The following is a 22,218-nucleotide window of genomic DNA, read 5'->3' on the forward strand; positions in this document are numbered from 1 at the left end:
GGCTCTTCCGGAAATGGAGTGCAGGTGAGGGCGTGATCGACCGCGCGGGTGGGGTCGTGTCGCTGCGGTGAGGCGGGCCCCGAGAAGTTGATGATGAAGGTTCCTACGCCGAACACCGTCAACAAGCCCGGGGACCCGATGTCGCAGCCTACGTGCCCGCCTGCCCAGATCGTGGCCGACACGATCATCCGTACCGTCGAGCTCGGGGTGCGGATCACCGACGCCGCCCTGGCCGGGGAGACCACGGTGCTGTGGTGCGACCTGCTCACCGACGGGCCCGGCGCCTGCCCGGGGTGCGGACTGACCGGGATCTACCGCGACAGCACCGAGCGCCGCGTCAGCGACGTCCCGGTGGTCGGCCATCCGCTGCAACTGCGGGTCCGGGTGCCGCGCTACCGGTGTGTCCACGGTGACTGCGCCCGCGAGATCTTCGCCCACGACTCGACCCGCCTGGCCCGTCCCGGTGCGTCCACGACCCGGCGCTGCGCGGAGTACGTGTTGCGCCGCTTGGCGATCGACAAGGCGACGGTCGCCGCGGTCGCCCGTGAGCTGGGCCGCAGCTGGGACACCGTGAACAGCGTCGCGGTCGCCGCGACCGAGCAGCTGCTGCGCTCCGCCGGGCCGGCCCGCCTGGACGGGGTGCGGGTGATCGGGGTCGACGAGCACAAGTGGGCGCACGTGTTCGGCGCCGACGGAGACGGGTTCGTCACCGTGATCACCGACCTCACCGATGTCGTCGCAGGCCACGGCCGTGCGCGGCTGCTCGACCTGGTCCCGGGCCGCTCGGCGGCGGCCCTGAAGACCTGGCTCGACGCCCGCGACCCGGCCTTCCGCGACGGGTCCGGGTCGTGGCGATGGACGGTTTTGGCGGCTACAAGAACGCCGCCACCGACGCGTTGCCCGATGCGGTCACGGTGATGGACCCGTTCCACGTCGTCGCCCTGGCCGGGCACAAGCTCGACCTGTGTCGCCAACGTGTCCAGCAGGACACCCTCGGCCACCGAGGCCGCACCGGTGACCCGCTCTACCGGGCACGGCGGACCCTGCGGACCCGCCTCGGACTGCTCACCGACCGCCAACGCACCCGGCTTGAGGCGGTCTTCGCCGCCGACGAGCACGTCGCGGTCGAGGTCACCTGGTGGGCCTACCAGCAGATCATCGCCGCCTACGCCGACCAGGACCGCCGACGCGGCAAAGCATTGCTCAGCGGCGTGATCGACCGGCTACGCACCGGGCTACCGCCCGGGCTCGACGAGCTCACCACACTCGGCCGAACCTTGCACCGGCGCCGCGTCGACATCCTGGCCTACTTCTCCCATCGCGCCTCGAACGGCCCCACCGAGGCCATCAACGGCCGACTCGAAGCCCTCCGCCGCAACGCCATGGGCTTCCGCAACCTGATCAATTATCGGATCCGGTCGCTACTGCACTGCGGAGCGCTCGCACTCTAAATCCGGAAGAGCCAGAAATGTGCTTGGGTTTACGTGGCTGTCGATTGCCGGTTCGAGGTTGCTGAGTGAGTTGACGAGTGCGCGTCCGCGAGGTTCGCGATGATATCCCGCTCGACATCGCGAATATGTTTCACAGCTGCGGTGCGCGCCTCGCGGACCCGCTTTCCGACCACCGCGTCGACGATCGCGCGGTGCCCGATGTCCGCGGTCTCCCGACGCCCCGGCAATCCGATGACCTGGCGGGAGTAGTCCACGAAAAGAGGTTCGATCGACGAGTGGAGAGTTAACAGGATCGGGTTTCTCGTGATCTTTGTGATCGTCCGATGCAGGTCGGCGTCGAGCGCAACGAAGTCGTCGTCGCTCAGCTCGGGATCCGCCATCGCCGTGATGATGTCATGCAGCACGGTCGCATCGTCCGGGGTGGCGCGTTGAGCGGCGAAGCCCGCTGCGTCGCGTTCGAGGGTGATGCGGGCCTCGAAGAGTTCCGGCACCGTGTACTCGCCAAGTATCAGCAGTTGTGACAGGTCGGGCGTCCGCCGCGTCTTGCTGACCACGAAGACGCCGATTCCGTGGTCCGTCCGGAGCATCCCGTTCGCCTCGACGATCCGGATCGCTTCCCTCATGGAACTGCGGCCGATGCCGAATTGCTCCGCGAGTACACGCTCCGGCGGCAATTTGTCCCCCGGTGCTAGATCTCCGCGGCCGATCATCGATTCGAGTTGCTCGGCAACGGAGTCGGCGACCTTCAGGCGGCGGACGGGTTCGATCTTGCCGTGGCTCATGCCGACCGTTCGGCCCCTTCTTGACAATAGCGCTTGTGGTCAGTGGTCTGAAGAGTAGTGGTCTGGTCTCCTGGTCCGCCAGCGCGGCCTTAGACGGCGTCCGGAGGGGCCTTCGCCTGCTCACGCCGTGGGATGACCCCGTCGGGCAGGATCGCTCCCGATCCACCGACGACCTGAGCGGCGAGCAGATGGGCTGACTCGGCTGCCCGCGGCCGCGCTTCGCCTCGCAGGCGCGCGGCAATATACCCGGCGTTGAAGGAATCGCCTGCTGCGGTCGTGTCGACGACGGGGACATCGTGTCGTGCGGGTACGGACACGACGCCGCCGTCGGCCAGCACCAGGCACCCACGTTCCCCATCCTTGATGACGCATTCCGGGAGTCCGAGGCCTGCGATGCGCTGTGCGCACGCGGGGCCGTCGCGGTCGCCGAAGACGATCTGTTCGTCTGCCAGGGTGGGAAGGTAGAGGTCGGTCAGTTCGACCGTGCGCTCGATGGCCGTACGCGCATCGCCGACCGTCGGCCACCCCCGCCGCCTGAAGTTGCTGTCGAACGCGATCTTCGTGTCTCGGGCGCGGGCGGTCGAAAGGATCGACCAGAGTCGCTCTCGCGCCGACGCGGAGAGGATCTGAAGTGTGATCGCGGACAGGTAGATCAGGTCACTCGCGCCGATGGCGCGGTCGATCCGTTCCGGCCAGCCGTTGTCGAACAGGTGTCGTGCCGCGGACTCGGACCGGTGGTAGGTGAAAGTGCGTTCTCCCCGGTCGTCGGTTCGAACGAGATAGAGGCCCGGGGAATGGCCGGGTATGCGTTCGATCAGTTCCGTACCGATACCCTCGGTCTCGATCGCTGAGACGAGTTCGTCGCTGTACCAGTCGTCGCCCACGGCGGTGACGTAGTCGATGCACACATCTCGGGCCGGCGTGCCGCGTGCCAGATAGACCGCGGTGTTGAAGGTGTCGCCGGCGAAGTCGAGTGCGAGCGTGCGGTCGCTGTGGTGGGTGAGCTCGACCATGCATTCGCCGATGACGGTCACTCGGGTCGCCGGGGTGTTCACGGAGGTGGGTCTGATGAGGTCGGTCATGAGCGTCCCGGGCCGACGAGTTCCCGCAGCTCCGACATCTTCGCCTCCAGATCGTCGGCCGCGTACAGGTCGCTACCGACTCCTACGGCGAACGCGCCCGCGTCAAGCCAGGTGGGGACCTCGCTCACGGTGATGCCGCCGGTGGGGATGATCCGGGCCCCGGGCAGGATCGAGAGCAGGGACTTCAGGTAGGGCGGTCCGCCGAGGTGGGCGGGGAATACCTTGGCGACACCACGGTCGGTGGCTTCGCCGATCTCGGCCGGCGTGGTTCCGCCCTCGACGAACAGCACGTCCTGTGCGTGAGCGGGTGCTCGGGCTGCAGCGACCGGATGCGGACTGACCAGGAAGTCGGCGCCTCGCGCCAGCGCGCGCTCGGCGTCGGCCTCCGTGCGGACGGTGCCCAGGCCCACCAGTGCGTTCGGTGCCTCGGCCTTCACTGCGGCGAGGAGGTCGTGCCAGCCGGGGATGGTCGCGGTCACCTCGAGAACGTCCAGGCCGGCCGCGACCAGCCGTAGGGCGACGGCGTGACCGGTCTCGGCATCGGAGGTTCGCAGGACCGGAACGATCCGGGCTCTGCGTATCCGCTCGGCGCTGCGTTCCATCGCCGGGGAGAGGGGCATGAGGTCCTCTTTTCAGAACGCCCGGATTCCGGGAACCCGGGTCCGGAATCGATGGAGCGTGGTGCTGGCACAGATATAGAGGGTGCGCATGTCGTCGTCGCCCCAGGTGAAGTTGGCCGTCACCTCGGGAACGCGGATGACCCCGAGCGCACTGCCCGCGGGGTCGAAGACGTGGATGCCACCCGGCCCGCAGCTGAACAGGTTCCCGGCGCTGTCGATCTTCAGGCCGTCGGGTTCACCGGTGCCGGGGCCCGTCAGCCGCGCCCAGACCGCACTGCCGGCGACGCCGCTCTCGGTCAGCGCGAACCGGCGGATGTGCATCCGCTCGGTGTCGGCCACGAAGAGATGTCGCTCGTCGAGTGACAGGCACAGCCCGTTGGGCCCTTCGACGTCATCGGTCAGCAGCTCGAGGCCATGGGCGCCGAGCCGATAGACCCCGCAGAAGGGCAGCTCCCGCGACCGCGGCACGCCGTAGGGCACGGCGCGGCCGTAGGCGGGATCGGTGAAGTAGATCGTCCCGTCACCAGCCACGACCACGTCGTTGGGGCTGTTCAGCTCTCTGCCACGGAAGCGGTCGGCCAGGGTGACCAGCGAGCCGTCGGGCTCCTGTCGGACCAGCCTGCTCGTGGCGTGCTCGCAGGTGAGCAGCCGGCCCTGCCGGTCGTAGGCATTCCCGTTCGCCATGCGGCTGGGGTCCCGCAAGACCGACAGCGCGCCGCCTGCGGACAGCCGCGACATCCGAGCGGCGGGGATGTCGCTGAACACGAGCGACCGCTCGACCGGATGCCACACCGGGCCCTCGAGGAACCGGAACCCCGTGGCCACCCGGCGCAACGGATCGTCGGCCACCACCTCGTGCAGCCGGGGGTCCCGGACCTCGAGTGCGGGCACGCCAGGGCTCACTGCGCGCCGGCAGCCGGCGTCCCGGAGGCCGACGGTCGGGCGGTGTCCGGCGAGAGGGCGAACCGCTCGTCGGCGTCCGGGGCGAGCTCGACGCCCAGCCCGGGCGCGTCCAGCGCGGACAGGTACCCGTCCTTCACCACCAACGGGTCGATCAGCATCCCGTCCCAGCCCGGCCCGCCGTAGGCGTCGACCTCGATCAACGGGGTGTTCTCGCAGGCCAGGATCATGTGCAGACCGGCGGCCAGCGCGATCCCGGTGCCGGAGGAGCAGGCGATGTGCGGGATGCAGCTGAGGTTCCAGGTGCTGGCCATGTCGGCCACCCGCTTGGCCTCGGAGATCCCGCCGACGCTCGTGGCGTCGGGCTGCAGGATGTCGAAGGTCCGCCGGGTGAGCAGATCGATGAACTCGAAGCGGGTCAACAGCGATTCGCCGCCCGAGAGCTGCAGCGACACCCGGTCGGCCAGCCACGTGTGGTCGTCGGCGTACTGGGTCAGGCTGCGCGCGAGGATCGGCTCCTCGAGCCACGCCACCTGCAATCCCTCGAGTTCTCGGGCGAGCTGCAGCGCCCCGCGCCGGTCGTAGGACATGTTGGCGTCCACACCGAGGTCGATGCCGGCGCCGACGGCGTCGCGCACCGAGCCGACCAGCTCGACGGCGTCGCCGATGTCCCCGAGGACCCGCAGCTTCATCGCGGTGTAGCCGTCGGCCACCGCACGTCGAGCCTCCTCGACGATCTGGTCCACCGGCTTGACCGAGGGCGCGAAATAGGCGCGCACCGTATGCTTGGAGGATCCCAACAAGCGGTGCACCGGCTGGTCGGAGATCTTGCCCAGCAAGTCCCACAGCGCGATGTCGATGCCGCTGAGCGCGTAGGTCTCGATACCGCGGCGGCCCCACATGTGGGTTGCGTCGAGCATCTGCTGCCAGAGGGCCCCGATGTCGCGTGGGTCCTGGCCGACGAGCATCGGTGCCAGTTGCTGGTTGATGATCGGGCCGACGGTCGGGAAGTACTCCGAGGAGAATCCCGCTTCTCCGATCCCGACCAGACCCTCGTCGGTGGTGACCCGTACGACGATGCCGCCCTTCGAGGTGACCACCATGGCGCCCCACCGAAGTGGTTCGTCCAGCGGTGTCCCGAGTGGCCTCGCCTCGACACTGGTGATTCGCATCAGCCGACCTTTCCGAGATGCGGGACGAGCTCGTTCCAGTCGTAGTCACCGACATGGAAGAACTCCGTCGTGCTGTAGGTGCCGTCCATCGTGTCCTTCAGTGTCGTGGGGCCGGGAAAGCCGATGACGTCCCAGCCGACTCGGTTGCGGTTGCCGCCGTAGACGGGGTCGCAGTAGAAGCCCTGCCGGGTGTGCAGGCACAGCGCCTCGAAGAAGGGCAGCCCCTGGTCGAACACGCCCTGCAGGAAGGTCCGGACCGCCTCGCTCGTGCCCAGCGTGACCGGCCCGGGCTTGGCAGAACCGGACAGCGCTTCCAGCACGGTGTCCTGCTCGGACTCCGTGAGCGCGACGAACCGCCGGTCGAAGTGTTCTTCGGCGAGCGCGTCGAGTGTCCGGATGCCCTCGCGGTAGGTCCGCTGCATGTCCGACATCCGGGCCCGCCACGCGTCGGCGAACTTGCCGGTCAGCTTGAGGAACCCGCTGCCGTCGGCGGCGGCGAAGATGTAGTCGATACCCGAGAGGTAACGGTCGAGGAACACGACCACCCGCGCCTCGCGGGCACCCGGGTCGTGGTCCGTGGGGATGATGCGGGCGGTGGCCGCCTCGATCGTGTCCCACTCGTGGTCGGTGAAGAACAGCCGCTCGTCGGAATCGGGATCGATCGGGGAACCGACGACCTCCCAGTCGGCCTTCAGCGTCATGACGTCCTCCTTTCCGTGGGTGGAGCTTCGGGAGTGGTGGATTTCAGTCGAGCGTGATGTGCTCGTCGCGGCCTTTGGACCAGATGTCGCTGATGTATTCCGACACGCGCCAGGCGTTGGCCATCATCGTCAGCGTGGGGTTGACCCCGGTGGAGCTCGGGAAGCAGGACCCGTCGACGACGAAGAGGTTGTCCACGTCATGGGACTGGCACCACTCGTTCAGCACGGTCGTGGACGGGTCGGTTCCCATCCGGGCCGTGCCGTGCTGGTGGCAGGTGTTGCCGGTCATCCGGTCCAGGTAGACCGGCACCGTCTTGCTCGCGCCGGCGACCTGCAGGATCTCCGCGTTCTTGTCGACCTGCCACTTGCTCATGGCCACGTCGTTGGCGTGGGGCTTGTGCGTGATCCTGGCGACCGGCAGGCCCCAGGCGTCCTTGACCGTCGGGTCGAGGTCGACACGATTCGACTCGACCGGCATGTCGTGCAGGATCGCCCCGATCTTCATCGCGAAGTTGAAGTAGCTTCGGTCGGCGTCCTTGAGCGACTGACCCCACGTCGGCCGGCCGGGAAAGACCCAGTTGATCGGATGACAGGTCTGCGAGGCAGAGATGAGGCAGCCGCCGATGTGGCCGCGATTCTCGTCGGTCTCGTAGAACTCGAAGGTGCCTCCCGAGATGTAGTTGCCGGCCCAACCGTGCAGCGGGTCGTCGATCTCCTGGTCGAACAGGCCCACCGCGAAGACGTACTCGTGGAAGGTCGCGTTCTTGCCGACCATGCCGCTGGAGTTGCCCAGGCCGTCGGGGAACTGCGGGGACGTCGACATCAGCATCAGCCGGGCGGACTCGATCGCGCCGAGACCGAGCACGACCACCTTCGCCTCCTGCGCGGTCTCGACGCCGTCCGGGTCCACGTAGACGACACCGGTGGCCCGGCCGTCCTTGCCGACGGTGATCTCGCGGACGAAGGACTCCGAGCGGAGCTCGAAGTTCCCGGTGGCCACGGCCTCCGGGATGAACGTGGTCAGCGTGTTCGAGCGCGCGGTACTCGGGTCGCCGTACTGATTCCAGAAGCTGGTGGTGTTGAACGGGTCCCGGCCCTTGTGGTCGTGGGTGACCATCGCGTGCGGGATCGGGAAGCCGTTGACGCCCATCTCGTTGCAGGCGTCGTAGAAGCGCTTGCCGAACTTCGTCGGGCGCAGCGGCACACTCGGGTAGCCCTTGCTCCGGAAGGGCTCGTACTTGTCCGCCCCGGCGATGCCGGAGATCCCGAACTCCCACTCCACCTTGGTCAGGTAGGGCTCGAGGTGCTCGTACCGAATCGGCCAGTCCGCCAGGCTCGCACCGTCGAGGTCCCCGTGCAGGCTGCGCTGCAGGAAGTCCGACTCGCGCGGCCGCGGCACCCAGCCCGCCCAGTGGTTCGTGCCGCCGCCGACGAGCTGCGGGGTGGGCGAGAACGGGAAGCGCTCGGCCTCCGAGGTCTCGTCGTGGCGCAGGGTGCGGGGAAACAGGTTCGGGTCCGGCCACAGGTAGTTGCGGTTGACGAACTTGAGCTCGTCGCCGGAGTAGTGGTCCTTCGCGGACAACCACGGGCCGCGGTCGAAGCCGACGACCTTGAGGCCGGCCTCGCTGAGCACCTTCGCGGCCGTGGCACCGGTGGCCCCGAGCCCGACGACGATCGCGTCGACCGGCTCGGGTTTCTTGGCGTGATGCACGTGCCTTCCTCTCCACGCCGGCAGCGGTGCCGGCGCATGATGGCGTGCGCCGGCCCGAGGGAGATCGCCCTCGGGCGCGGGAAACGGGTGGGGCGGACAGCGGCGCTACAGCGCGGGCGCGTCCGCGTTGCTCGGGGTGATCGTCTGCGACGCGATGTCCCGGTGGCGGCGCGTGATGTACTCCGCGGCGCGGACCGCGACGGCCTGCAGCGTGCTGGTGGGGTTGACCGCGGCACCCGTGGTGAGCGAGCTGGCATCGGTGATGAACAGGTTGGGCACGTCCCAGGTCTGGTTCCACTTGTTCGTGACCGAGTCCTCGGGAGTGTTGCCCATCCGGCAGGTACCCATGATGTGCCAACCGGGCGGTGGCGCGTCGATCCCGCCGATGCCGCTCGTGGTGGTGTCGATGACGCCACCGGCGGCGTCCGCGGCCTCGCGGGCGCGCTGCTGGCCCCACTCGACGAGCCTGCGGTCGTTCTCGTGCAGCTCGTAGTGGACGTGCGGCGCGGGCAGCCCGCTGGAGTCCCGCACGTCGGGATCGAGGGTGACCCGGTTGGTGCGCACCGGCAGGTCCTCGCCCTGCACGTAGATCAGCGCGTGCCGGCCGAAGTGCTCGTCGAAGAAGCTGCGGTGCCCGGCGCCCCAGGGCGCGAGGTTGCCGGTGTTCGTCCCGAGCGCGCTGGTCGCGGCGCCCAGAGAGGTACCGACCTGGAGCGAGAAGCCGTTGACGAAGCCCCGGGACGGGTCGCTGTCGTAGAACTCCTGGCTGTAGAGCACGGCGGGCTCCGGGCCCTTGAAGCCCTCGAGCGGCTCGTCGAACCAGAAGTCCACGAAGGACCAGCTGTGGTACATCAAGTGCGTGCCGACCAGGCCGTTGGAGTTGGCCAGCCCGTCCGGGTGGCCCTGCTGCGCGGACATCAGCAGCAGCCGGGGGGTGCCGATGGAGTTCGCGGCGACCACCACGATCCCGGCCCGCACCTCGTGGCGCTGCCCGGTCACCCGGTCGATGTAGGTGGCGCCGGTGGCCCGGCCGTTCTTCGCGTTGATCTGCTCGACCCGGGCGTTCACGCGAAGGTCGACGCCGTTGCGCAGGGCCGCCGGCCAGTACGACACGTCGGTCGAGGCGATCGAGTGCCGGGGGCAGCCCGCGAGGCAGAAGCCGCAGTCGTTGCACGCGAGCCGGTTGTCCTTGGCGCGGGTGAGGATCGCGTTGTCGGCGGGCCACCAGTGCCAGCCGAGTTTGTCGAAGCCCGAGCCCATCTTGTGCCCGACCTTGCCGCCGCGGCTGGCCGGGCCCCACCCCTCGGGGCGTGCCGGGTTGCCGGGGTCGCCGGTCCGGCGGGCCACGCCGATCTCGGCGTCGTTGATCGCGTAGAACGGCTCGAGCTCCTCGTAGGAGATCGGCCAGTCGATGGTGCCCTCGACGCCGTGCTCGGTGCCCTTGCGGAAGTCGACCGGCTTGAACCGGGGCCAGGCCGCCGCATAGTGCAGCGTCGAGCCGCCCACCCCGGTGAAGGTGTACGGGGTCGTGTTGCCGGTGACCGGGTAGTCCTCGGGGAACTTCCGGACGTTGGGCTCGAACGACCAGCTTCGCTTGCGCTCGAGCTCCCAGCCGTCGTACATATGCGGGTGGTCCATCGCGTGGACCCAGTCGCCCTGTTCGAGGCAGACGACCTTGATGCCGGCGTCGCTGAGCCGCTTGCTCACCGCTCCACCGCCGGCGCCGGCCCCGATCACCAGGACGTCGGTCTCCGTGTACGCCGCCATCAGTTCTCTCCTGCTTCCCGGGCCTGCCGTGCCGAACACATCGGGAGGTCGGCGGGGATCGCGACCCGTCGCACCTCCTCGGTCCGGATGTAGGTGCCGCGCACCCGGCTCAGCAGCTCGTCGTCCCAGTCGTCCATGACGTCGGAGTAGCCGTAGGGCTGGGGGCTGTTGCGGTAGTCCCGGCCCGCGGGCAGGCGGTTGACGGCCCGGATGACCTCGGGCCGGGAGTAGTACGCGTGGTAGACGACGTCCCGCAGACGCGTGAAGAACTCCTGCTCGTCGCGCTCCAGCCCTTCCAGGACCGTCACGCGCTGCGCCGAGGTGGCGTCGGCGAACTCCTGCCCGAGCCCGTCGAGCCGGGCCCGGAAGTCGTCCTCGCCGAGGAACGGGAACCACCTGGGTTCCAGCCCCGACGGCGTCACGTACCGGCCGATGAACGAGATCACGTCGACCTCGCTGGGCGGCGGGAAGCCGTCGCCACCCGGGATGAGCTCGTCCGCCGCGGCGTTCAGCACCGCGGCCTGCGTCTCGGTCAGCCGGACCCCGGGCAGCCAGCCGCCCAGGGGCGGCTTGGCGTCGCGCGCGGTCACGCTCAGATCCGTCACGTTCCCTCTCCTTTGCGGGACGTCGTCGACCCCCTCGGGTCAGGCGCGCTCGAGATAGCTGACGATCGCCCGGCCGAAGTCGGGCAGGTCGACCGGCGTGCGGGAGGTGATGACGTTGCCGTCCTCGACCACCGGCGCGTCGACCCAAGTGCCTCCGGCGTTCTCGACGTCGGTCTTGATCGGCAGGTAGCCGGTGATCTTGCGGCCCTTGGTGGCGCCCGCGGAGGCGAGCATCCAACCGCCGTGACAGATCGCGGCGACCAGCTTGCCGGACTCGTAGGCGTCCTTCACCAGGTCGATCATCTCCGGGTGCAGGCGCATGTTGTCCGGCGCGAATCCGCCGGGGATGACCACCGCGTCGAAGTCGGCGGCCGAGACCTCGGAGGCAGCAGCGTCCGCCTCCATCGGGTAGTGCTCCTTGCTCTCGTAGCTGCCCTTGGTGCCGCTACCGATCACCTTCACATCGGCACCGGCCTCCTGGAGACGCAGGTGGGGATACCAGCCCTCGAGAATCTGGTACTCGTCCTCGATCAGCAGGGCGACCTTCTTACCGGAAATCGACATGTCACGTCCTCGCGTTCGTCGTTCGTCGGGGGAGTACGAAGTCTCGTGTCCCGCTCAAGCGTCGATCATCTTCAGGAACTCGATGCTGGTGCGCACGTCGCCGTGGTTGGCCTGGATCTGGCGCAGCGCCTCCCAGTGCTGACCGAAGCCCATCGGGTCGTCCTTGCCGGACGGAATGGCTGCCGTGGTGTCGGCCAGTACGACGATCTTGAAATCCTGGTTGGCCCCGTCGATCGCGGTAGCGATCTGACAGTTGCCGGTGGACAGGCCCGCGACCACGAGGGTGTCGCAGCCGGCCTTGCGCATGTATTCGGTCAGCGCTGTCCCGTAGAACGAGCTGAAACGGTGCTTGCGGAACACCGGCTCGTCCGGGAGCGGCTTGAGCTCGTCGACCAGCTCATCGCCCCCGTTACCCCAGGCGCCCGGGAACTGCGCCAGCGCGCCCTGCAGGCCCCACTTCACGTCGGCGAAACCGGCGTCCTTGCCGTCAGGGCGCAGCCCCCACAACGACCACACCACGGGAATGCCCTTGGAACGGCAAGCTTCCAGGACGTTGACGACCGGCTGTACGACGTCCTTGCCCTCGGGGGCCCCGCCGGTGCTGGGGATGTACATGGCACCACCGGGCTGCGCACAAGCCTTCTGCATGTCCAGGACCAGAAGCATCGTCTTCGTCGGATCGATCACCGGCGCTACCCAGGCCGAGCGGTCGATGTGCGTGTCGATGTGGGTGTAGGTGTAGTCGAGCGAGGACATCGTTGCTCCTTTGCATTGACTCGGAACGTCGAGAGGACGAGGACGGCAACCGAGCCGAGCCTGCCTCGCGCACTGGATCGAGTAGTTTCAGGTGACCAGGTGGTCTGACCACACATAACCGGATCAGCACCAGCGATGTCAACAGTCAAGCCATCCAGTCAGTCCGAGCGGTGGGGTCACCCGGGCGAACTTCCTGGCCACGGCAACGGCGATGAAGTAGAGGCGCAGCCAGCCGCCCGACGGAGCCGGCCCTCGACCAGCAACTCGATCTAGGTGTGCCGACCGGAGACGTTGGTCGAACTCGTGTGATGACACGACCTGATCGGTCTTGAACGGGGAGGACCTCCCGTGGTTGGTGTGGAGCTGTCTGACGGCATCCACCCCTGACTACCGGAGGTCCTCGTGGTTCACGCTAACGCCCCGCTGTCCGAACGCGGCCGATTACGCCTGGCCCGTCTGATCGTCGAGGGCGACGTTCCGATCGCTCAGGCCGCCGCCCGGTTCCAAGTGGCCTGGCCGACCGCGGAACGCTGGGTCGACCGTTACGCGTCGACGGTCCTGTCGGCATGGCCGATCGTTCGCGCCGCCCGCACCACTCGCTGCGGGCGACGCCGGCGCCGGTGGTGCGCCGGATCGTGCACCTGCGCTGGAAGAAGCGCTTGGGCCCGGTCCAGATCGCCGACCGGGTCGGGGTCGCACCCTCGACTGAGCCGCTCTGGGTCTGATGGAGACTCGCGCTATGGGATTCCGACCGGCTGTTGGTCGTCCCAGTGGGCAGCGTAGAACGTGCGCTCGTACTCGGCCGGTGGGCGGTCGCCGAGGTAGCCGTGCAGGCTCTGCTGGTTGTGCCAGTGCACCCAGCCCAGCGTCGCGAGCTCGACGTCCTCCACGGTCTTCCACGGACCGTCTCGGGTGGGACCGCGGATCAGCTCGGCCTTGTAGTAGCCGTTCACGGTCTCGGCCAGGGCATTGTCGAACGAGTCCCCGACACTGCCGATCGACGGAACCGCACCGATCTCGGCGAGCCGCTCGCCGTACCGAACTGATGTGAATTGAGCTCCGGCATCGCTGTGACACCGCAGATCCGGCAGCCGCGTGCCGCGCGACCAGCGGGCCATCTCCAGCGCGTCGAGCACCATCGACGTGCGCATGTGCCCTGCGACTCGCCAGCCCACGATCATCCGCGAGAAGGCGTCGACGATGAAACACACGTAAGCGACCCCGGCCCAGGTCGGCACGTAGGTCAGGTCGGTGACCCACAGCTGGTTCGGCGCGTCAGCCCGGAACCGGCGCTTCACCAGGTCCGGATGGCGGGCCGCGACTGGATCCGCCCGGGTGGTGCGAACCCGTTTCGTCCGTTGCGCGCCCTCGATCCCCGCCGCCCGCATCAAGCGGGCGACCTGATCGCGGCCGACGTCCAGGCCGGCACGGCGGGCGGCCTTCTAGAGCTTGCGGACTCCGTAGACGCGGTAGTTGTCCACCCACAACCCGACCAGCGCAGGAACGAAATCACCGTCGCGCCGGGCCCGCGCCGAGGGCAGACGAGTCTTGGCGGCGTAGTAGCTGCTCGGGGCCACCTGCATCACGCGGCAGATGAGCTCGACCCCGAGCCGGCGCCCCTCCACCACGTCCTCGCGGTGGGCGTCGATGAACTGCACTATCTGCGGTACTGGCGGTCGAGCTCCGCCCCGAAGAAACTCGCAGCCCGCTTGAGTACCTCGTTCGCCCGGCGCAGCTCCCGGACCTCCTGCTCGAGTTCACGCACCCGGGACGCCTCGTCGGTGGACACGCCGGGCTGGTGGCCGTCGTCGATATCGGCTTGGCGAACCCACAACCGCACCGACTCTGCGCCGTAGCCGAGCTGATCGGCCACCCGCTTCACCACGCCATGGTCGTGGCCCAGCTCGGTGCGCAGGGTGCGGACCATCCGCACCGCCGCGGCCTTCTCCTCCTGCGAGTACCGCCGCGTCGTGGGCTTGCCCGCAGTTCGTTCTGACGGCATGACTCCATCCTCGTTTCCAAGACCAGGAGTCTCCACCGGACCCAGAGCGGCTCACCCGGTCGTCGTCGCCGCACACGGGCTGGCCGTGACCGGACCGCTCACCCTCGGGCTGGCGGTGTCGGGGCTGCTCGCGCTGCTGCGCGACCCGCAGTGGCGGCCGCTGCGCTACCTGGCAGTGGCCTACCTGCTGTTGTTCATCGCGGTCCTGGTCTCCGCGGGCCGGCACTACTACCTGACACCGATCTACCCGGTCCTCGGTGCCGTCGGTGCCGTCGCGCTCCAGCGCCGCCGGGAACGCCGCGGGCCACGCCGCGCCTGGCCGGTGGTCACCGCCGGCGCAGTGCTGGCCACGGCCGGTGCCGCGTCGTCGGTGCTGCTCGCGTCCCCGGCCTTCGCCGCCCCGCTGGCCACCAGCACCGCAGCCACCTGGTCGGCGTTACCCGACGAGGACCGCGCGCGCACCGCACTCGTGGCGGTTCCCTACGTCCACGCTGCGCTTCTCGACGCCGCCCCACCCGACCTCGGCCTGCCGGCGGTCCACGGAACCAACAGGGCGTACGGCTGGTTCCCGCCCCCGCCGGACACATCCGACGCGATGCTGCTCGTCGGCAGTCCCGACCTCTTTCGCCCCTACTTCACCTCCGCCCGCCCACTGCGGACAGTGACGGCGTCGACCCCGCTGGGGACCTACGGGGGCCTGGTGGAGGAGAACACGACCATCTGGCTGCTCGAGGACCGGACCGTCACCTGGCAACAGATGTGGTCCGAGCTCAGAGACCTCTCAGCCATCGGCCGGTGACACCCGGTCCCCACTGGGCCGGTGCCGACCCGGAGCCCGAGCACGTCTCGCGCGCCGTCGCAGTTGATGTCGATCACGACGTAGATCGGGTGGTCGGCCACCTGGCCCTCGCGGATCTGGACGTACAGCGCGTATATGAGCACCACGGGTCGGCCCGATCGAGGGGGCGGCTCCGTCGGGCGGTGATTCCGTCGACGACCTTGTCGGTGACCTCCGAGGCCAACCCCTGCGGCACGGTGGCGCCAAAGACCTCGCCGAGTTCCGCGGGACCTTCACCTCGACGGGCCCGATCTCGATGCGCACCGTCTTCGCGAACTCCCATTGCGGTGGTTGTCGCCGCGCAGGTTCTGCTGATCAACGGTCGTCTCCGCTGGCGGTGGTCGCTGGGGACGAGCACGGCACGGGTGCGGTCGCCCTGGAGGCGACGCAGGGTTGGTGATGCGAGGTCGGCGGCGTAGTGGCAGAGCCGGTGTGCCGAGAGGGCCGCGACGGTGGTCCGGTGGGCGAGGGTGATCTCAAAGCGTGGGGGTCGCGGTGGCGCCGGGGTGTAGTGCCGTGCCGGGCCGGTTCTGCCGGGTCGTGCCGGTCAACGCTCGTCGGTGATCGTGATCGCGAGCGGCGACGGATGGAGGCGGTCGGTGACCAGCAGGGCCCGCTCGGCGGGGCTGCCCCGCCCGATGATCAGTTGCAGGGCGGTGCCACGGCTCGCGGCGTGGGTGTGCGTGGCGGTGAGCATGGTGATGGCGCGGACGGAGAGGAAGATGACCTCGCGCAGGTCGAGCACGACCCGGTCGGTGGTTCCGCTGTAGTCGCGTAAGCGGCGTTCCAGTGCCGGGCTCGTCGCGGCGTCGATCTCGCCGTGGATCGTGAGCAGTACGGCTCCGGTGGGGTGCTCCCGCTTCTCGACGAGCATGACGTGGGCATGTGGCCGGGGCCGGGTCACGGGCTCACCACTCGCGGCGGGACGGTGCAGCTGGTCCGGGGCCGGTGGTGTCCGGGCTGGAACCATCGGGCTGTTCCGGTCACCGGCGGGTTCGGCGGCCGATGACCAAGCGGTAGATCACGAGCAGGACGATTGAGCCGATCAGCGCGATGATCCAGGTGCGGAGGTCGAAGAAGGCGCCGGTGCTGATCCCGAAGAGCCGGGAGCTGACGAATCCGCCGAGCAGCCCGCCCAGGATGCCGAGAATGACCGTGACGAGGATGCCGCCGGGGTCCTTGCCCGGCATGACCTGTGTGGCCAGGGCGCCGGCGACGAGGCCGACGACGACCCATCCGAGGATTCCCATGATGTGTCCGTATCTGTGAGCGCACCACGCTGATGGCGCTTCGTGCGGAGTGCTGCGTTCAGGGCTGTGTGTCGGTGACCGGCCGCGGCTGCGGCTGCTGGGGGGTTCGGTCCGGCGCCGGTGCGTGGGTTCCGTGTGTCCGGTCGCCGGTACCGGGGGGCGTGGTGCCGGTGGCGAGCGGACCGCGGGCTCGGCGGGCGAGCAGGCGCTGTGCCCAGGTCAGGACGTGGGTCAGCGCGGAGGGGCCGTGGCGGCGTTCGATGGCGCGTCCGAGTGCGCCCAGGACGCGGCTGAGCAGCGGGACGGCGATCGCGAAGATCGCCCAGGTGCGTAGGTGGCGGGACAGCAGGACCCACATGCTGCAGCTCCTCGGGTGTCGGTCGTGGTCGGTGGTCATGGGCTCGGACATCGCGCGGGACCGGTCCTCACGCCGCTCACCGATGACGTGGGTCACGATGACCGGGTCAGTCGAGGACGTCGTCGATGATCACGATGATCTGGGTGGGATCGAGGTCGGTGAGCTGTCGTACGCGGTCGGTCACGGCGCGGCGGACGTCCGCGGCCAGCTGGTGCAGTGAGCGGCCGTAGTCGGCGGCCAGAGTGATCTCGATGACGGTGCTGGTGCCGGCGACTCCGACGTGGACCTCGGAGTCGGTGTCCTGGTGGGAGCCGGTGAGGTCCCTGCTCAGCGCGACGCGGACGCCGGGTACCTTCTGGGCGCTGTGACGGGCGGCGACGACCACGACCCGGGCCGCGACGCGGGTGGTGCCCTGCGGGCCGCGCAGGGTGGCGTAGTCGGTGACCTCGACCGCTCCGCGGATCCGCGCGAGTGCGGCGTCGATCCCGGCCTCGGGGGTGTCGACCTGTTCCGCGGCGAGCTCGCGCATCGGTGACCACAGCCGGTCGAACTCGGCCAGGGCCGCCTGGCAGTGGACACAGTGGTTCTGGTGGGGGTCGAGGGTGGCGGCGTCGCCGCGGGCGACCTGGTCGAGCAGATCGTCGCGGGACCGGGCGCAGGGCAGCAGGTCCGGTCGCAGAGGGATGTGTCCGCCGCCGGAGGCCTGGTCCCCTGTGCGGTCGTGCTCGTGGCTGGTCATGTCCACTCCCGCATGGTCTCGGCGAGCTGTCGGCGCCCACGGGACAGGCGTCCCCGGACGGTCGGTTCGGAGACGCCGAGGATGCTCGCCGCCTCGTCGTAGCTGAGCTGCTCGATGTCGATCAGCACGATCGGGGCGCGCTGGTCGGCCGGGAGCCCGGCGAGCGCGGCGAGCGCCGCGCGCAGGCGGTCGCGTGCCTCGGCCTGGGCGTCGGCGCCGGGGGACCTGACGAGGTCGGGATCCTCGAGGGGGGTGTCATGGCGGCGGCGCTTGAGGTGGGTGATGCAGCGGTTGACCACGATCCGGTAGAGCCAGGTGGTGAACATGCTGTCACCGGCGAAGCCCGCCAGCGCGGTCCAGACCTGGATGACCACGTCCTGGGTGATGTCCTCGGCGTCGTCGCGGTTGCCCAGCATGCGCAGCGCGATGCGGTGGATGCGGTCGCGGTGGCGCCGGATGAGGACCTCGTAGGCCTCGATGGAGCCGAGCTGGGCCTTGCCGACGAGCCAGGCGTCGGCCTGGTGGTCGATCTGGCCGGCGTTGCGGCCGGGGCCTGCGCCGGCAGGGGACCGGCCGGGGCGTGCTGGTCGATCGGTCTCGGCGACGGCGCGGTCGGTGCGCCGGTGGTCGGGGTGTGGTCGGGAGGCGCCGGTCATCGCGGCGGGCCGTTCGGACGGCGGCGGTGGCTATGCGCACGCTGGCGCCGTGGGTCCGGGTCCGGGTCCGGGTCCGGGTCAGACATGACACCTCTCCTGGATGATGGCCGAGTGGTCCTCCGCCTTCTGCCGCATCCGGAGCCCTGCAGGTGACGGGCGTGCGGGCCGGGTCCCTGGGTCCGCGGTCGTCGGTCGGCAGGCCGGTGCGGAGAGCGGCGGGCCGTTGCGGCGCGCCGGTCGCGGTGGCGGAGGGCTGCACCCGGCGGGGTGTGGGCGGTGCCCGTGCGAGGCCGGCGGCGAGACCTGGTGTTCGGGCGCGACGGGCGAAGGCGGTGGCGGGGCCCGTGGTCCCTGGAGAGCACGGGCCCCGTACCGCGAGAGGAATGCCGCAGGCCGAGCTTCGGTCCCGGGTGGCTCCGTCGGAGCGAAGGGGATGTGCGCTGCTCGGAGGTGTCGCGGTCAGTCCTTGGTGAAGGTGTCCTTGACGTTCTTGGCGGTGTCCTTGGCCTTCTCGCCGGCCTGCTTGGCAGCGGCCTCGGCCTGGTCGGCCTGCCCGTCGCGCTTGAGGTCGTCGTTGTTGGTGACGTCGCCGACCTTCTCCTTGGCCTTGCCGACCGCGTCCTGGGCCTTGTTCTTCGCCTTGTCGGTGAAGCTCATCGTCGTTCTCCTGTCGTCTGACGGATGTGTCGCCGGTCCCCGGACCGATCGAGCCGGGTGACGGTCGTGCCACGGCAGACAGCGCAGGCGTCCGCGGCGGTGGACGACGGTGCGGGCGCTCGGGCCGGCGTCGTGTGCGATGCCGGCCATCTCGTCCGCAACGGCCATCCGACAGTTCTGACGACTCCCGGCCCCCGATCCTCACGCGCCGAGATGGTGACTCGTGTCACGTACCGGTGAGGGTGAGTGCAGAAGCCGCCGGGCTCACCGACGTGCCGTCGATCGGGATGGCGACCGGATGAGCCACGCTCAACACGACACCGATCGCGATCCCCGTTCTCGCCCAGCCGCGGAGGGGCCGAACGCGAGAGCGACACCGAGGTCTCCCACGGTGTCCCCGGCGATCACGGCGGTGCCGACTCCTCCGATGACGAGCAGGGCGGTTCCCAGCGCCTCCGCGGCGCTGCTGCGCAGCAGGGTGGGCGGGTGCGGATCGGTTCCGACCGACTTCTTGTCCTGGGGATCCGAGGTGGCTCCGGAGGTGGACGCCCCGGCAGAGGATCCGATGTCCGATGCGGTCGCACTCTGCGGCGAGACGATCTTCGGCACGCTCACCCGCCTCTGCAGCGTTCTCGGCGCCTCGGGCCGGTGACCTCGGCGTCGTTGTCGAGTGACGGTGTCGGCCGCGCGGCGCGCGGTGGCGGCGACCTCGCCGCGGACCTGGCGTCCGGTCCGCGCCAGGGAGGCGGCGGTTCGGGCCGTGGTCTCCCGGACGGTGTCGATGGCGGAGTCGAGCGCTTCGGCCGGGGCGTCCGTCGCTGCCGCCCTGACCGGACTCCTCCTGTTCGCGACCGCGGTCCACTCCGGAACCCCACTCGACGCCGACGCCACCGTCGTCGACCTCATGGTGAACCTGCGTGCAGACCGCGACATCCGACAGAATCCGTCGTGACCGTCGGTCACGACACTGTCCTCCACATCCGGTCGACTCTGCGCCGGGCCGCGCGCGTGATCGATGAGCACGACTCCGGACTGCCGTGGCGTGCGGCGGGACGAGGAGCCGGGAGCGCGACCGGGCAGGCGAGGTCGCTGATGACGGTGGTCATTCCGGCCGGCTCAGCGGATGCTCGTCGCGGGGATCGGCAGCCGCGGCTCTCCGCCGCCGGAGATGCTCGGCGAGACGTGCCAGCAGGTACACCTGTGTCACGATCGCGACCGAACCGACGAGTGCGGCGGTCGGTGACGCGGGCATCATGAACGCGGTGTGCGACACGAGGATGCCGCCGATGAGCCGGATCCGGTGCCGGTCACTCCACCCGGGCGATGCCTGCCAACGCAGGAGCAGCCAGCCGAACGGGACGGCGGTCATCAGTCCGACGACCAGCCGCTGGGCGGGGGACATCAGGTCGCCGAGCAGCATCGTGGGGCCGAGGCCGAGCGGGAGCAGCGTGGTGAGGAACGCCATGGTCAGGTACCCGAACACGACTCCGACCAGGGTCGGGTGGGGCGTCTTCCGGGCCCCGCGAACGCGGGCGGTGACGCCGCGGCGGGGGAGGACCAGCAGCGCGACCACGCCGAGCGTCGCGATGAGTGCGAGGAACAGGAGCGTGAAGCCCCAGGGGGTCCGGTAGCCGGGGTCCTCGGTCGCCGAGATCAGGTGGCGGAGCCCGAGCACGCCCAGGACCGCGAGGGAGCCCGCGCCGGCCAGGCCCCGGTTGCCGAGGTAGGGCCGGTCCCGTTGTGCCGGGAAGAGGAGGTCGGTGAGGGTGATCGGAATGAGGACGCTGAGCACGACGTGCACGCCGACCTGGGATTCCCAGTAGGTCCAGTTCACGCCGAGCGCCCGGAATCCCCAGTCGGCGGCGCCGTACATCCGGGGGCTGGTCAGGGCCTGCAGGCCCAGGCCGTCCTCCGCGACCTGGTAGGCCACGCCCAGCAGTACGAGGCTCGGCCAGGTGCCACCGGCCCGCACGGTCGCCTCGCGGAGCACGAGGACACCGGCGCCGTACATCACCATCAGCAGCGGCACCAGCAGCCAGGTGAACGGCACCGCGACCGCGGTGAAGGTGAGCTCCGCGCACACCGTGGTCAGCAGTGCGAGCGTCCAGGGCGCCCGGTTCCACCGCCGGTTCCCTGACCGGTTCATCCGGTGGCCGCCTCTCTGCGTGTCGGGTGGTGCGGTCCCGGTGGCGGCAGCGACCGTCGTGTGTGCAGGAGCTCGTCGAGCTTCGCGTTCTGGGCCTTCGCCATGGCTGTGGCCGCCTGTTCGACGACCGCGCGTTCGGCCGGGTCGTCCGGCATCGGCGGGGCGAGATCCGGATGCAGGCGGGAGGCGCGCAGCCAGGCGTCGATGTCCGGGTTCGCTGCCCAGCGCAGCTGTTCCGCGTTCGCCGAGAGGGCGAACCGGAGCCAGTCCACGTCGCTGCTCGGGTAGGGGGTGACGGGACAGAGTTCGTTGCGCACGGTGTCGTCGGGACCGGTCACCTCCACGTGTGCGACGAGTGCGGCGCTGAACACCGGCTGGCACGCGCGGACCGGCTGCAGGGTGATCAGTCCGTCCTGGAAGATCGGTACGACGGGCAGCTGCTTCACGGCGTCGGCGGTGCAGTCCACGTGCAGCACCTGGGGGCCGGTCGGGAGCGTGCCGCCGTCGAGTTCGATGGCCGTCGGGTCGATGCGTGTGACCCGGCCGAGGCGGACGACGTCGGAGATCCTGCGCAGCTGTTCCAGCTCGGCCCGGGAGACGGTGGCGCAGCGGAACGCCGTCGGCCGCTCGTCCGGGGAGATCCTCAGCAGCGCTCCCGCCGCGTCGAGCCGGTCGAAGAGGTCGCCTACCGACTCGGCGCCCATGATCGCGGAGTGCTTCGCGGCGTGGTCCGCCGCGATGTCCGCGGGGCGGCGCAGCGGCATCGGCTGCACCGTCGCACGGTCGATGAGCCACGGCGCTCGGGGCATGATCCAGGTCAGGTCGGCGGGGTCGACGCCCTGCTCCAGCAGCCAGAGGCAGGCGTCGATCCCGGTCTTGCCCGCTCCGACGACGACGTAGCGGTCGGAGGGCTCGCGAACGGCGGGCAACTCGTTCGGCGGCACGACTCGGATCCCGTCGGCGACCGGGAACGCCGGCGGCCGCATCGCGGGCACCGTGACGCCCTGGTAGGTGGTGTCCACGATCCTGCGCCGCACGGTCACCCGGTACCGGGTGCCCGAGGTCGTCACGTGGAACCGTCCGCCACCCCGGTACTCGGCCATCGGGAAGTAGGAGACCCGCCCGGACGGCAGGAACGTCCGGCGCATCACCTGGTCGAAGTAGTCGCAGATCTCGGCGGCGCCCGCCAGCTCGTACATCCCGGCGTTCCAGCCCGTCCGGTCGACCCGGTCCTCGCCGAGCGGGCGGGAGTTCACGCCGTACATCGCCGACGGTTGGTGCAGCCGTACGAAGGGGTAGGCGATGGTCCAGTGTCCGCCGGGTCGGTGGTAGCGGTCGACCATGGTGACGGTCGCCCGCGATTCGGTCAGCACCGTGTCGACGAACGCCATCGCGGTCGCGCCTGCGCCGATCACGAGGTAGTCGGTGTCGATGTCGGTCACCATCGGGTCGCTCCTGTCC

At 69.7% G+C, this 22,218-nt stretch carries 25 protein-coding genes and 1 pseudogene; 5 read left to right on the plus strand and 21 right to left on the minus strand.

What is annotated here, in order from left to right:
* The first annotated feature begins 93 nt into the window (after positions 1 to 93).
* Both GTW08_RS31070 and GTW08_RS31075 read left to right on the plus strand, forming a co-directional pair.
* On the plus strand, positions 94 to 918 hold the full coding sequence (locus tag GTW08_RS31070) for a transposase family protein (RefSeq protein ID WP_202416174.1): 825 nt from the start codon (positions 94 to 96) through the stop codon (positions 916 to 918).
* Positions 855 to 1,451 carry a transposase gene (locus GTW08_RS31075; RefSeq protein WP_202416355.1) on the plus strand — a complete coding sequence of 199 codons (597 nt, stop codon included), beginning with the start codon at positions 855 to 857 and terminating at the stop codon, positions 1,449 to 1,451. The genes GTW08_RS31070 and GTW08_RS31075 overlap by 64 nt, the downstream gene beginning before the upstream one ends.
* A gap of 29 nt (positions 1,452 to 1,480) precedes the next feature.
* Here the strand turns inward: GTW08_RS31075 and GTW08_RS14045 are convergent, their stop codons facing one another.
* The 11 genes from GTW08_RS14045 to GTW08_RS14095 all read right to left on the minus strand — a co-directional run bounded on the left by GTW08_RS14045 (position 1,481) and on the right by GTW08_RS14095 (position 12,111).
* Positions 1,481 to 2,233, minus strand: coding sequence for a FadR/GntR family transcriptional regulator (locus GTW08_RS14045; protein ID WP_073577955.1), 753 nt, complete (start codon positions 2,231 to 2,233; stop codon positions 1,481 to 1,483).
* A gap of 89 nt (positions 2,234 to 2,322) precedes the next feature.
* Complete coding sequence (locus GTW08_RS14050; protein ID WP_161152023.1) at positions 2,323 to 3,315, minus strand: sugar kinase; 993 nt, start codon at positions 3,313 to 3,315, stop codon at positions 2,323 to 2,325.
* Positions 3,312 to 3,935, minus strand: a complete 624-nt coding sequence (locus GTW08_RS14055) for a bifunctional 4-hydroxy-2-oxoglutarate aldolase/2-dehydro-3-deoxy-phosphogluconate aldolase (protein WP_073577957.1) — start codon at positions 3,933 to 3,935, stop codon at positions 3,312 to 3,314. Before GTW08_RS14055 ends, GTW08_RS14050 begins: the two co-directional genes overlap by 4 nt.
* Positions 3,936 to 3,947: 12 nt before the next feature.
* Positions 3,948 to 4,784, minus strand: a complete 837-nt coding sequence (locus GTW08_RS14060) for an SMP-30/gluconolactonase/LRE family protein (protein WP_202417162.1) — start codon at positions 4,782 to 4,784, stop codon at positions 3,948 to 3,950.
* 50 nt (positions 4,785 to 4,834) lie between these two features.
* A complete protein-coding gene (locus GTW08_RS14065) occupies positions 4,835 to 6,007 on the minus strand; it encodes a mandelate racemase/muconate lactonizing enzyme family protein (protein WP_073577958.1) in 1,173 nt (390 codons plus the stop codon).
* Entirely contained in the window at positions 6,007 to 6,708 is a 702-nt protein-coding gene (locus GTW08_RS14070; protein WP_073577959.1) for a gluconate 2-dehydrogenase subunit 3 family protein, read from the minus strand. Before GTW08_RS14070 ends, GTW08_RS14065 begins: the two co-directional genes overlap by 1 nt.
* Positions 6,709 to 6,751: 43 nt before the next feature.
* Complete coding sequence (locus GTW08_RS14075) at positions 6,752 to 8,419, minus strand: GMC oxidoreductase (protein WP_161152025.1); 1,668 nt, start codon at positions 8,417 to 8,419, stop codon at positions 6,752 to 6,754.
* Positions 8,420 to 8,524: 105 nt separating this feature from the next.
* Complete coding sequence (locus GTW08_RS14080) at positions 8,525 to 10,186, minus strand: GMC family oxidoreductase (RefSeq protein ID WP_161152026.1); 1,662 nt, start codon at positions 10,184 to 10,186, stop codon at positions 8,525 to 8,527.
* Positions 10,186 to 10,791 (minus strand): gluconate 2-dehydrogenase subunit 3 family protein, encoded by a 606-nt coding sequence (locus GTW08_RS14085; RefSeq protein ID WP_161152027.1) that lies wholly within the window; start codon positions 10,789 to 10,791, stop codon positions 10,186 to 10,188. The genes GTW08_RS14080 and GTW08_RS14085 overlap by 1 nt, the downstream gene beginning before the upstream one ends.
* A 39-nt stretch (positions 10,792 to 10,830) precedes the next feature.
* Positions 10,831 to 11,355: a type 1 glutamine amidotransferase domain-containing protein gene (locus GTW08_RS14090; protein ID WP_073577963.1), complete on the minus strand. Its 525-nt coding sequence runs from the start codon at positions 11,353 to 11,355 to the stop codon at positions 10,831 to 10,833.
* Positions 11,356 to 11,409: 54 nt separating this feature from the next.
* The gene (locus GTW08_RS14095; protein ID WP_073577964.1) at positions 11,410 to 12,111 is read right to left on the minus strand and encodes a cysteine hydrolase family protein; all 702 of its coding nucleotides are present in this window, start codon (positions 12,109 to 12,111) and stop codon (positions 11,410 to 11,412) included.
* A 566-nt stretch (positions 12,112 to 12,677) separates the two neighbouring features.
* Here GTW08_RS14095 and GTW08_RS31850 point away from each other — a divergent pair.
* Positions 12,678 to 12,836 (plus strand): hypothetical protein, encoded by a 159-nt coding sequence (locus GTW08_RS31850; protein ID WP_237453830.1) that lies wholly within the window; start codon positions 12,678 to 12,680, stop codon positions 12,834 to 12,836.
* 12 nt (positions 12,837 to 12,848) lie between these two features.
* On the opposite strand, the pseudogene GTW08_RS14105 reads toward GTW08_RS31850, so the two are convergent.
* Positions 12,849 to 14,113, minus strand: a pseudogene (locus GTW08_RS14105) (IS3 family transposase).
* Positions 14,114 to 14,198: 85 nt separating this feature from the next.
* On the opposite strand from GTW08_RS14105, the gene GTW08_RS14110 reads away from it, so the two are divergent.
* Complete coding sequence (locus tag GTW08_RS14110) at positions 14,199 to 14,912, plus strand: hypothetical protein (RefSeq protein WP_161152029.1); 714 nt, start codon at positions 14,199 to 14,201, stop codon at positions 14,910 to 14,912.
* 586 nt (positions 14,913 to 15,498) lie between these two features.
* Here the strand turns inward: GTW08_RS14110 and GTW08_RS14120 are convergent.
* The 7 genes from GTW08_RS14120 to GTW08_RS31080 form a co-directional block, all read right to left on the minus strand.
* A complete protein-coding gene (locus tag GTW08_RS14120; RefSeq protein ID WP_161152031.1) occupies positions 15,499 to 15,825 on the minus strand; it encodes an STAS domain-containing protein in 327 nt (108 codons plus the stop codon).
* Positions 15,826 to 15,934: 109 nt separating this feature from the next.
* Positions 15,935 to 16,201: a GlsB/YeaQ/YmgE family stress response membrane protein gene (locus tag GTW08_RS14125; protein ID WP_161152032.1), complete on the minus strand. Its 267-nt coding sequence runs from the start codon at positions 16,199 to 16,201 to the stop codon at positions 15,935 to 15,937.
* A 58-nt stretch (positions 16,202 to 16,259) separates the two neighbouring features.
* The gene (locus GTW08_RS14130) at positions 16,260 to 16,559 is read right to left on the minus strand and encodes a hypothetical protein (RefSeq protein WP_161152033.1); all 300 of its coding nucleotides are present in this window, start codon (positions 16,557 to 16,559) and stop codon (positions 16,260 to 16,262) included.
* Positions 16,560 to 16,665: 106 nt separating this feature from the next.
* Complete coding sequence (locus GTW08_RS14135) at positions 16,666 to 17,298, minus strand: Asp23/Gls24 family envelope stress response protein (RefSeq protein WP_161152034.1); 633 nt, start codon at positions 17,296 to 17,298, stop codon at positions 16,666 to 16,668.
* Positions 17,295 to 17,954 carry an RNA polymerase sigma factor gene (locus GTW08_RS14140; RefSeq protein WP_161152035.1) on the minus strand — a complete coding sequence of 220 codons (660 nt, stop codon included), beginning with the start codon at positions 17,952 to 17,954 and terminating at the stop codon, positions 17,295 to 17,297. The genes GTW08_RS14135 and GTW08_RS14140 overlap by 4 nt, the downstream gene beginning before the upstream one ends.
* Before the next feature lie 459 nt (positions 17,955 to 18,413).
* A complete protein-coding gene (locus tag GTW08_RS14145) occupies positions 18,414 to 18,611 on the minus strand; it encodes a CsbD family protein (protein WP_161152036.1) in 198 nt (65 codons plus the stop codon).
* Positions 18,612 to 18,920: 309 nt separating this feature from the next.
* Complete coding sequence (locus tag GTW08_RS31080; protein WP_202417163.1) at positions 18,921 to 19,226, minus strand: hypothetical protein; 306 nt, start codon at positions 19,224 to 19,226, stop codon at positions 18,921 to 18,923.
* 145 nt (positions 19,227 to 19,371) lie between these two features.
* On the opposite strand from GTW08_RS31080, the gene GTW08_RS14155 reads away from it, so the two are divergent.
* Positions 19,372 to 19,563: a hypothetical protein gene (locus tag GTW08_RS14155; RefSeq protein ID WP_161152037.1), complete on the plus strand. Its 192-nt coding sequence runs from the start codon at positions 19,372 to 19,374 to the stop codon at positions 19,561 to 19,563.
* Positions 19,564 to 19,713: 150 nt separating this feature from the next.
* Here the strand turns inward: GTW08_RS14155 and GTW08_RS14160 are convergent, their stop codons facing one another.
* Both GTW08_RS14160 and GTW08_RS14165 read right to left on the minus strand, forming a co-directional pair.
* On the minus strand, positions 19,714 to 20,757 hold the full coding sequence (locus tag GTW08_RS14160) for a hypothetical protein (RefSeq protein ID WP_161152038.1): 1,044 nt from the start codon (positions 20,755 to 20,757) through the stop codon (positions 19,714 to 19,716).
* On the minus strand, positions 20,754 to 22,202 hold the full coding sequence (locus GTW08_RS14165; RefSeq protein ID WP_202417164.1) for an NAD(P)/FAD-dependent oxidoreductase: 1,449 nt from the start codon (positions 22,200 to 22,202) through the stop codon (positions 20,754 to 20,756). Before GTW08_RS14165 ends, GTW08_RS14160 begins: the two co-directional genes overlap by 4 nt.
* Between the last annotated feature and the right edge of the window lie 16 nt (positions 22,203 to 22,218).

The organism is Pseudonocardia sp. SID8383, assembly GCF_009864975.1.
Taxonomy (GTDB): domain Bacteria; phylum Actinomycetota; class Actinomycetes; order Mycobacteriales; family Pseudonocardiaceae; genus Pseudonocardia; species Pseudonocardia alni.

Excerpts from the sequence above, each read along its gene's own strand:
- GTW08_RS14055 (WP_073577957.1), bottom strand. The coding sequence starts at position 3,935 with ATGCCCCTCTCCCCGGCGATGGAACGCAGCGCCGAGCGGATACGCAGA.
- GTW08_RS31850 (WP_237453830.1), top strand. The coding sequence starts at position 12,678 with ATGGCCGATCGTTCGCGCCGCCCGCACCACTCGCTGCGGGCGACGCCG.
- GTW08_RS14135 (WP_161152034.1), bottom strand. The coding sequence starts at position 17,298 with ATGACCAGCCACGAGCACGACCGCACAGGGGACCAGGCCTCCGGCGGC.
- GTW08_RS14090 (WP_073577963.1), bottom strand. The coding sequence starts at position 11,355 with ATGTCGATTTCCGGTAAGAAGGTCGCCCTGCTGATCGAGGACGAGTAC.
- GTW08_RS14095 (WP_073577964.1), bottom strand. The coding sequence starts at position 12,111 with ATGTCCTCGCTCGACTACACCTACACCCACATCGACACGCACATCGAC.
- GTW08_RS31070 (WP_202416174.1), top strand. The coding sequence starts at position 94 with ATGAAGGTTCCTACGCCGAACACCGTCAACAAGCCCGGGGACCCGATG.
- GTW08_RS14160 (WP_161152038.1), bottom strand. The coding sequence starts at position 20,757 with ATGAACCGGTCAGGGAACCGGCGGTGGAACCGGGCGCCCTGGACGCTC.
- GTW08_RS14065 (WP_073577958.1), bottom strand. The coding sequence starts at position 6,007 with ATGCGAATCACCAGTGTCGAGGCGAGGCCACTCGGGACACCGCTGGAC.
- GTW08_RS14130 (WP_161152033.1), bottom strand. The coding sequence starts at position 16,559 with ATGTGGGTCCTGCTGTCCCGCCACCTACGCACCTGGGCGATCTTCGCG.
- GTW08_RS14070 (WP_073577959.1), bottom strand. The coding sequence starts at position 6,708 with ATGACGCTGAAGGCCGACTGGGAGGTCGTCGGTTCCCCGATCGATCCC.
- GTW08_RS14050 (WP_161152023.1), bottom strand. The coding sequence starts at position 3,315 with ATGACCGACCTCATCAGACCCACCTCCGTGAACACCCCGGCGACCCGA.
- GTW08_RS14125 (WP_161152032.1), bottom strand. The coding sequence starts at position 16,201 with ATGGGAATCCTCGGATGGGTCGTCGTCGGCCTCGTCGCCGGCGCCCTG.
- GTW08_RS14165 (WP_202417164.1), bottom strand. The coding sequence starts at position 22,202 with ATGGTGACCGACATCGACACCGACTACCTCGTGATCGGCGCAGGCGCG.
- GTW08_RS14145 (WP_161152036.1), bottom strand. The coding sequence starts at position 18,611 with ATGAGCTTCACCGACAAGGCGAAGAACAAGGCCCAGGACGCGGTCGGC.
- GTW08_RS14140 (WP_161152035.1), bottom strand. The coding sequence starts at position 17,954 with ATGACCGGCGCCTCCCGACCACACCCCGACCACCGGCGCACCGACCGC.
- GTW08_RS14045 (WP_073577955.1), bottom strand. The coding sequence starts at position 2,233 with ATGAGCCACGGCAAGATCGAACCCGTCCGCCGCCTGAAGGTCGCCGAC.
- GTW08_RS14120 (WP_161152031.1), bottom strand. The coding sequence starts at position 15,825 with ATGCTCGTCGAGAAGCGGGAGCACCCCACCGGAGCCGTACTGCTCACG.
- GTW08_RS31075 (WP_202416355.1), top strand. The coding sequence starts at position 855 with ATGGACGGTTTTGGCGGCTACAAGAACGCCGCCACCGACGCGTTGCCC.
- GTW08_RS14080 (WP_161152026.1), bottom strand. The coding sequence starts at position 10,186 with ATGGCGGCGTACACGGAGACCGACGTCCTGGTGATCGGGGCCGGCGCC.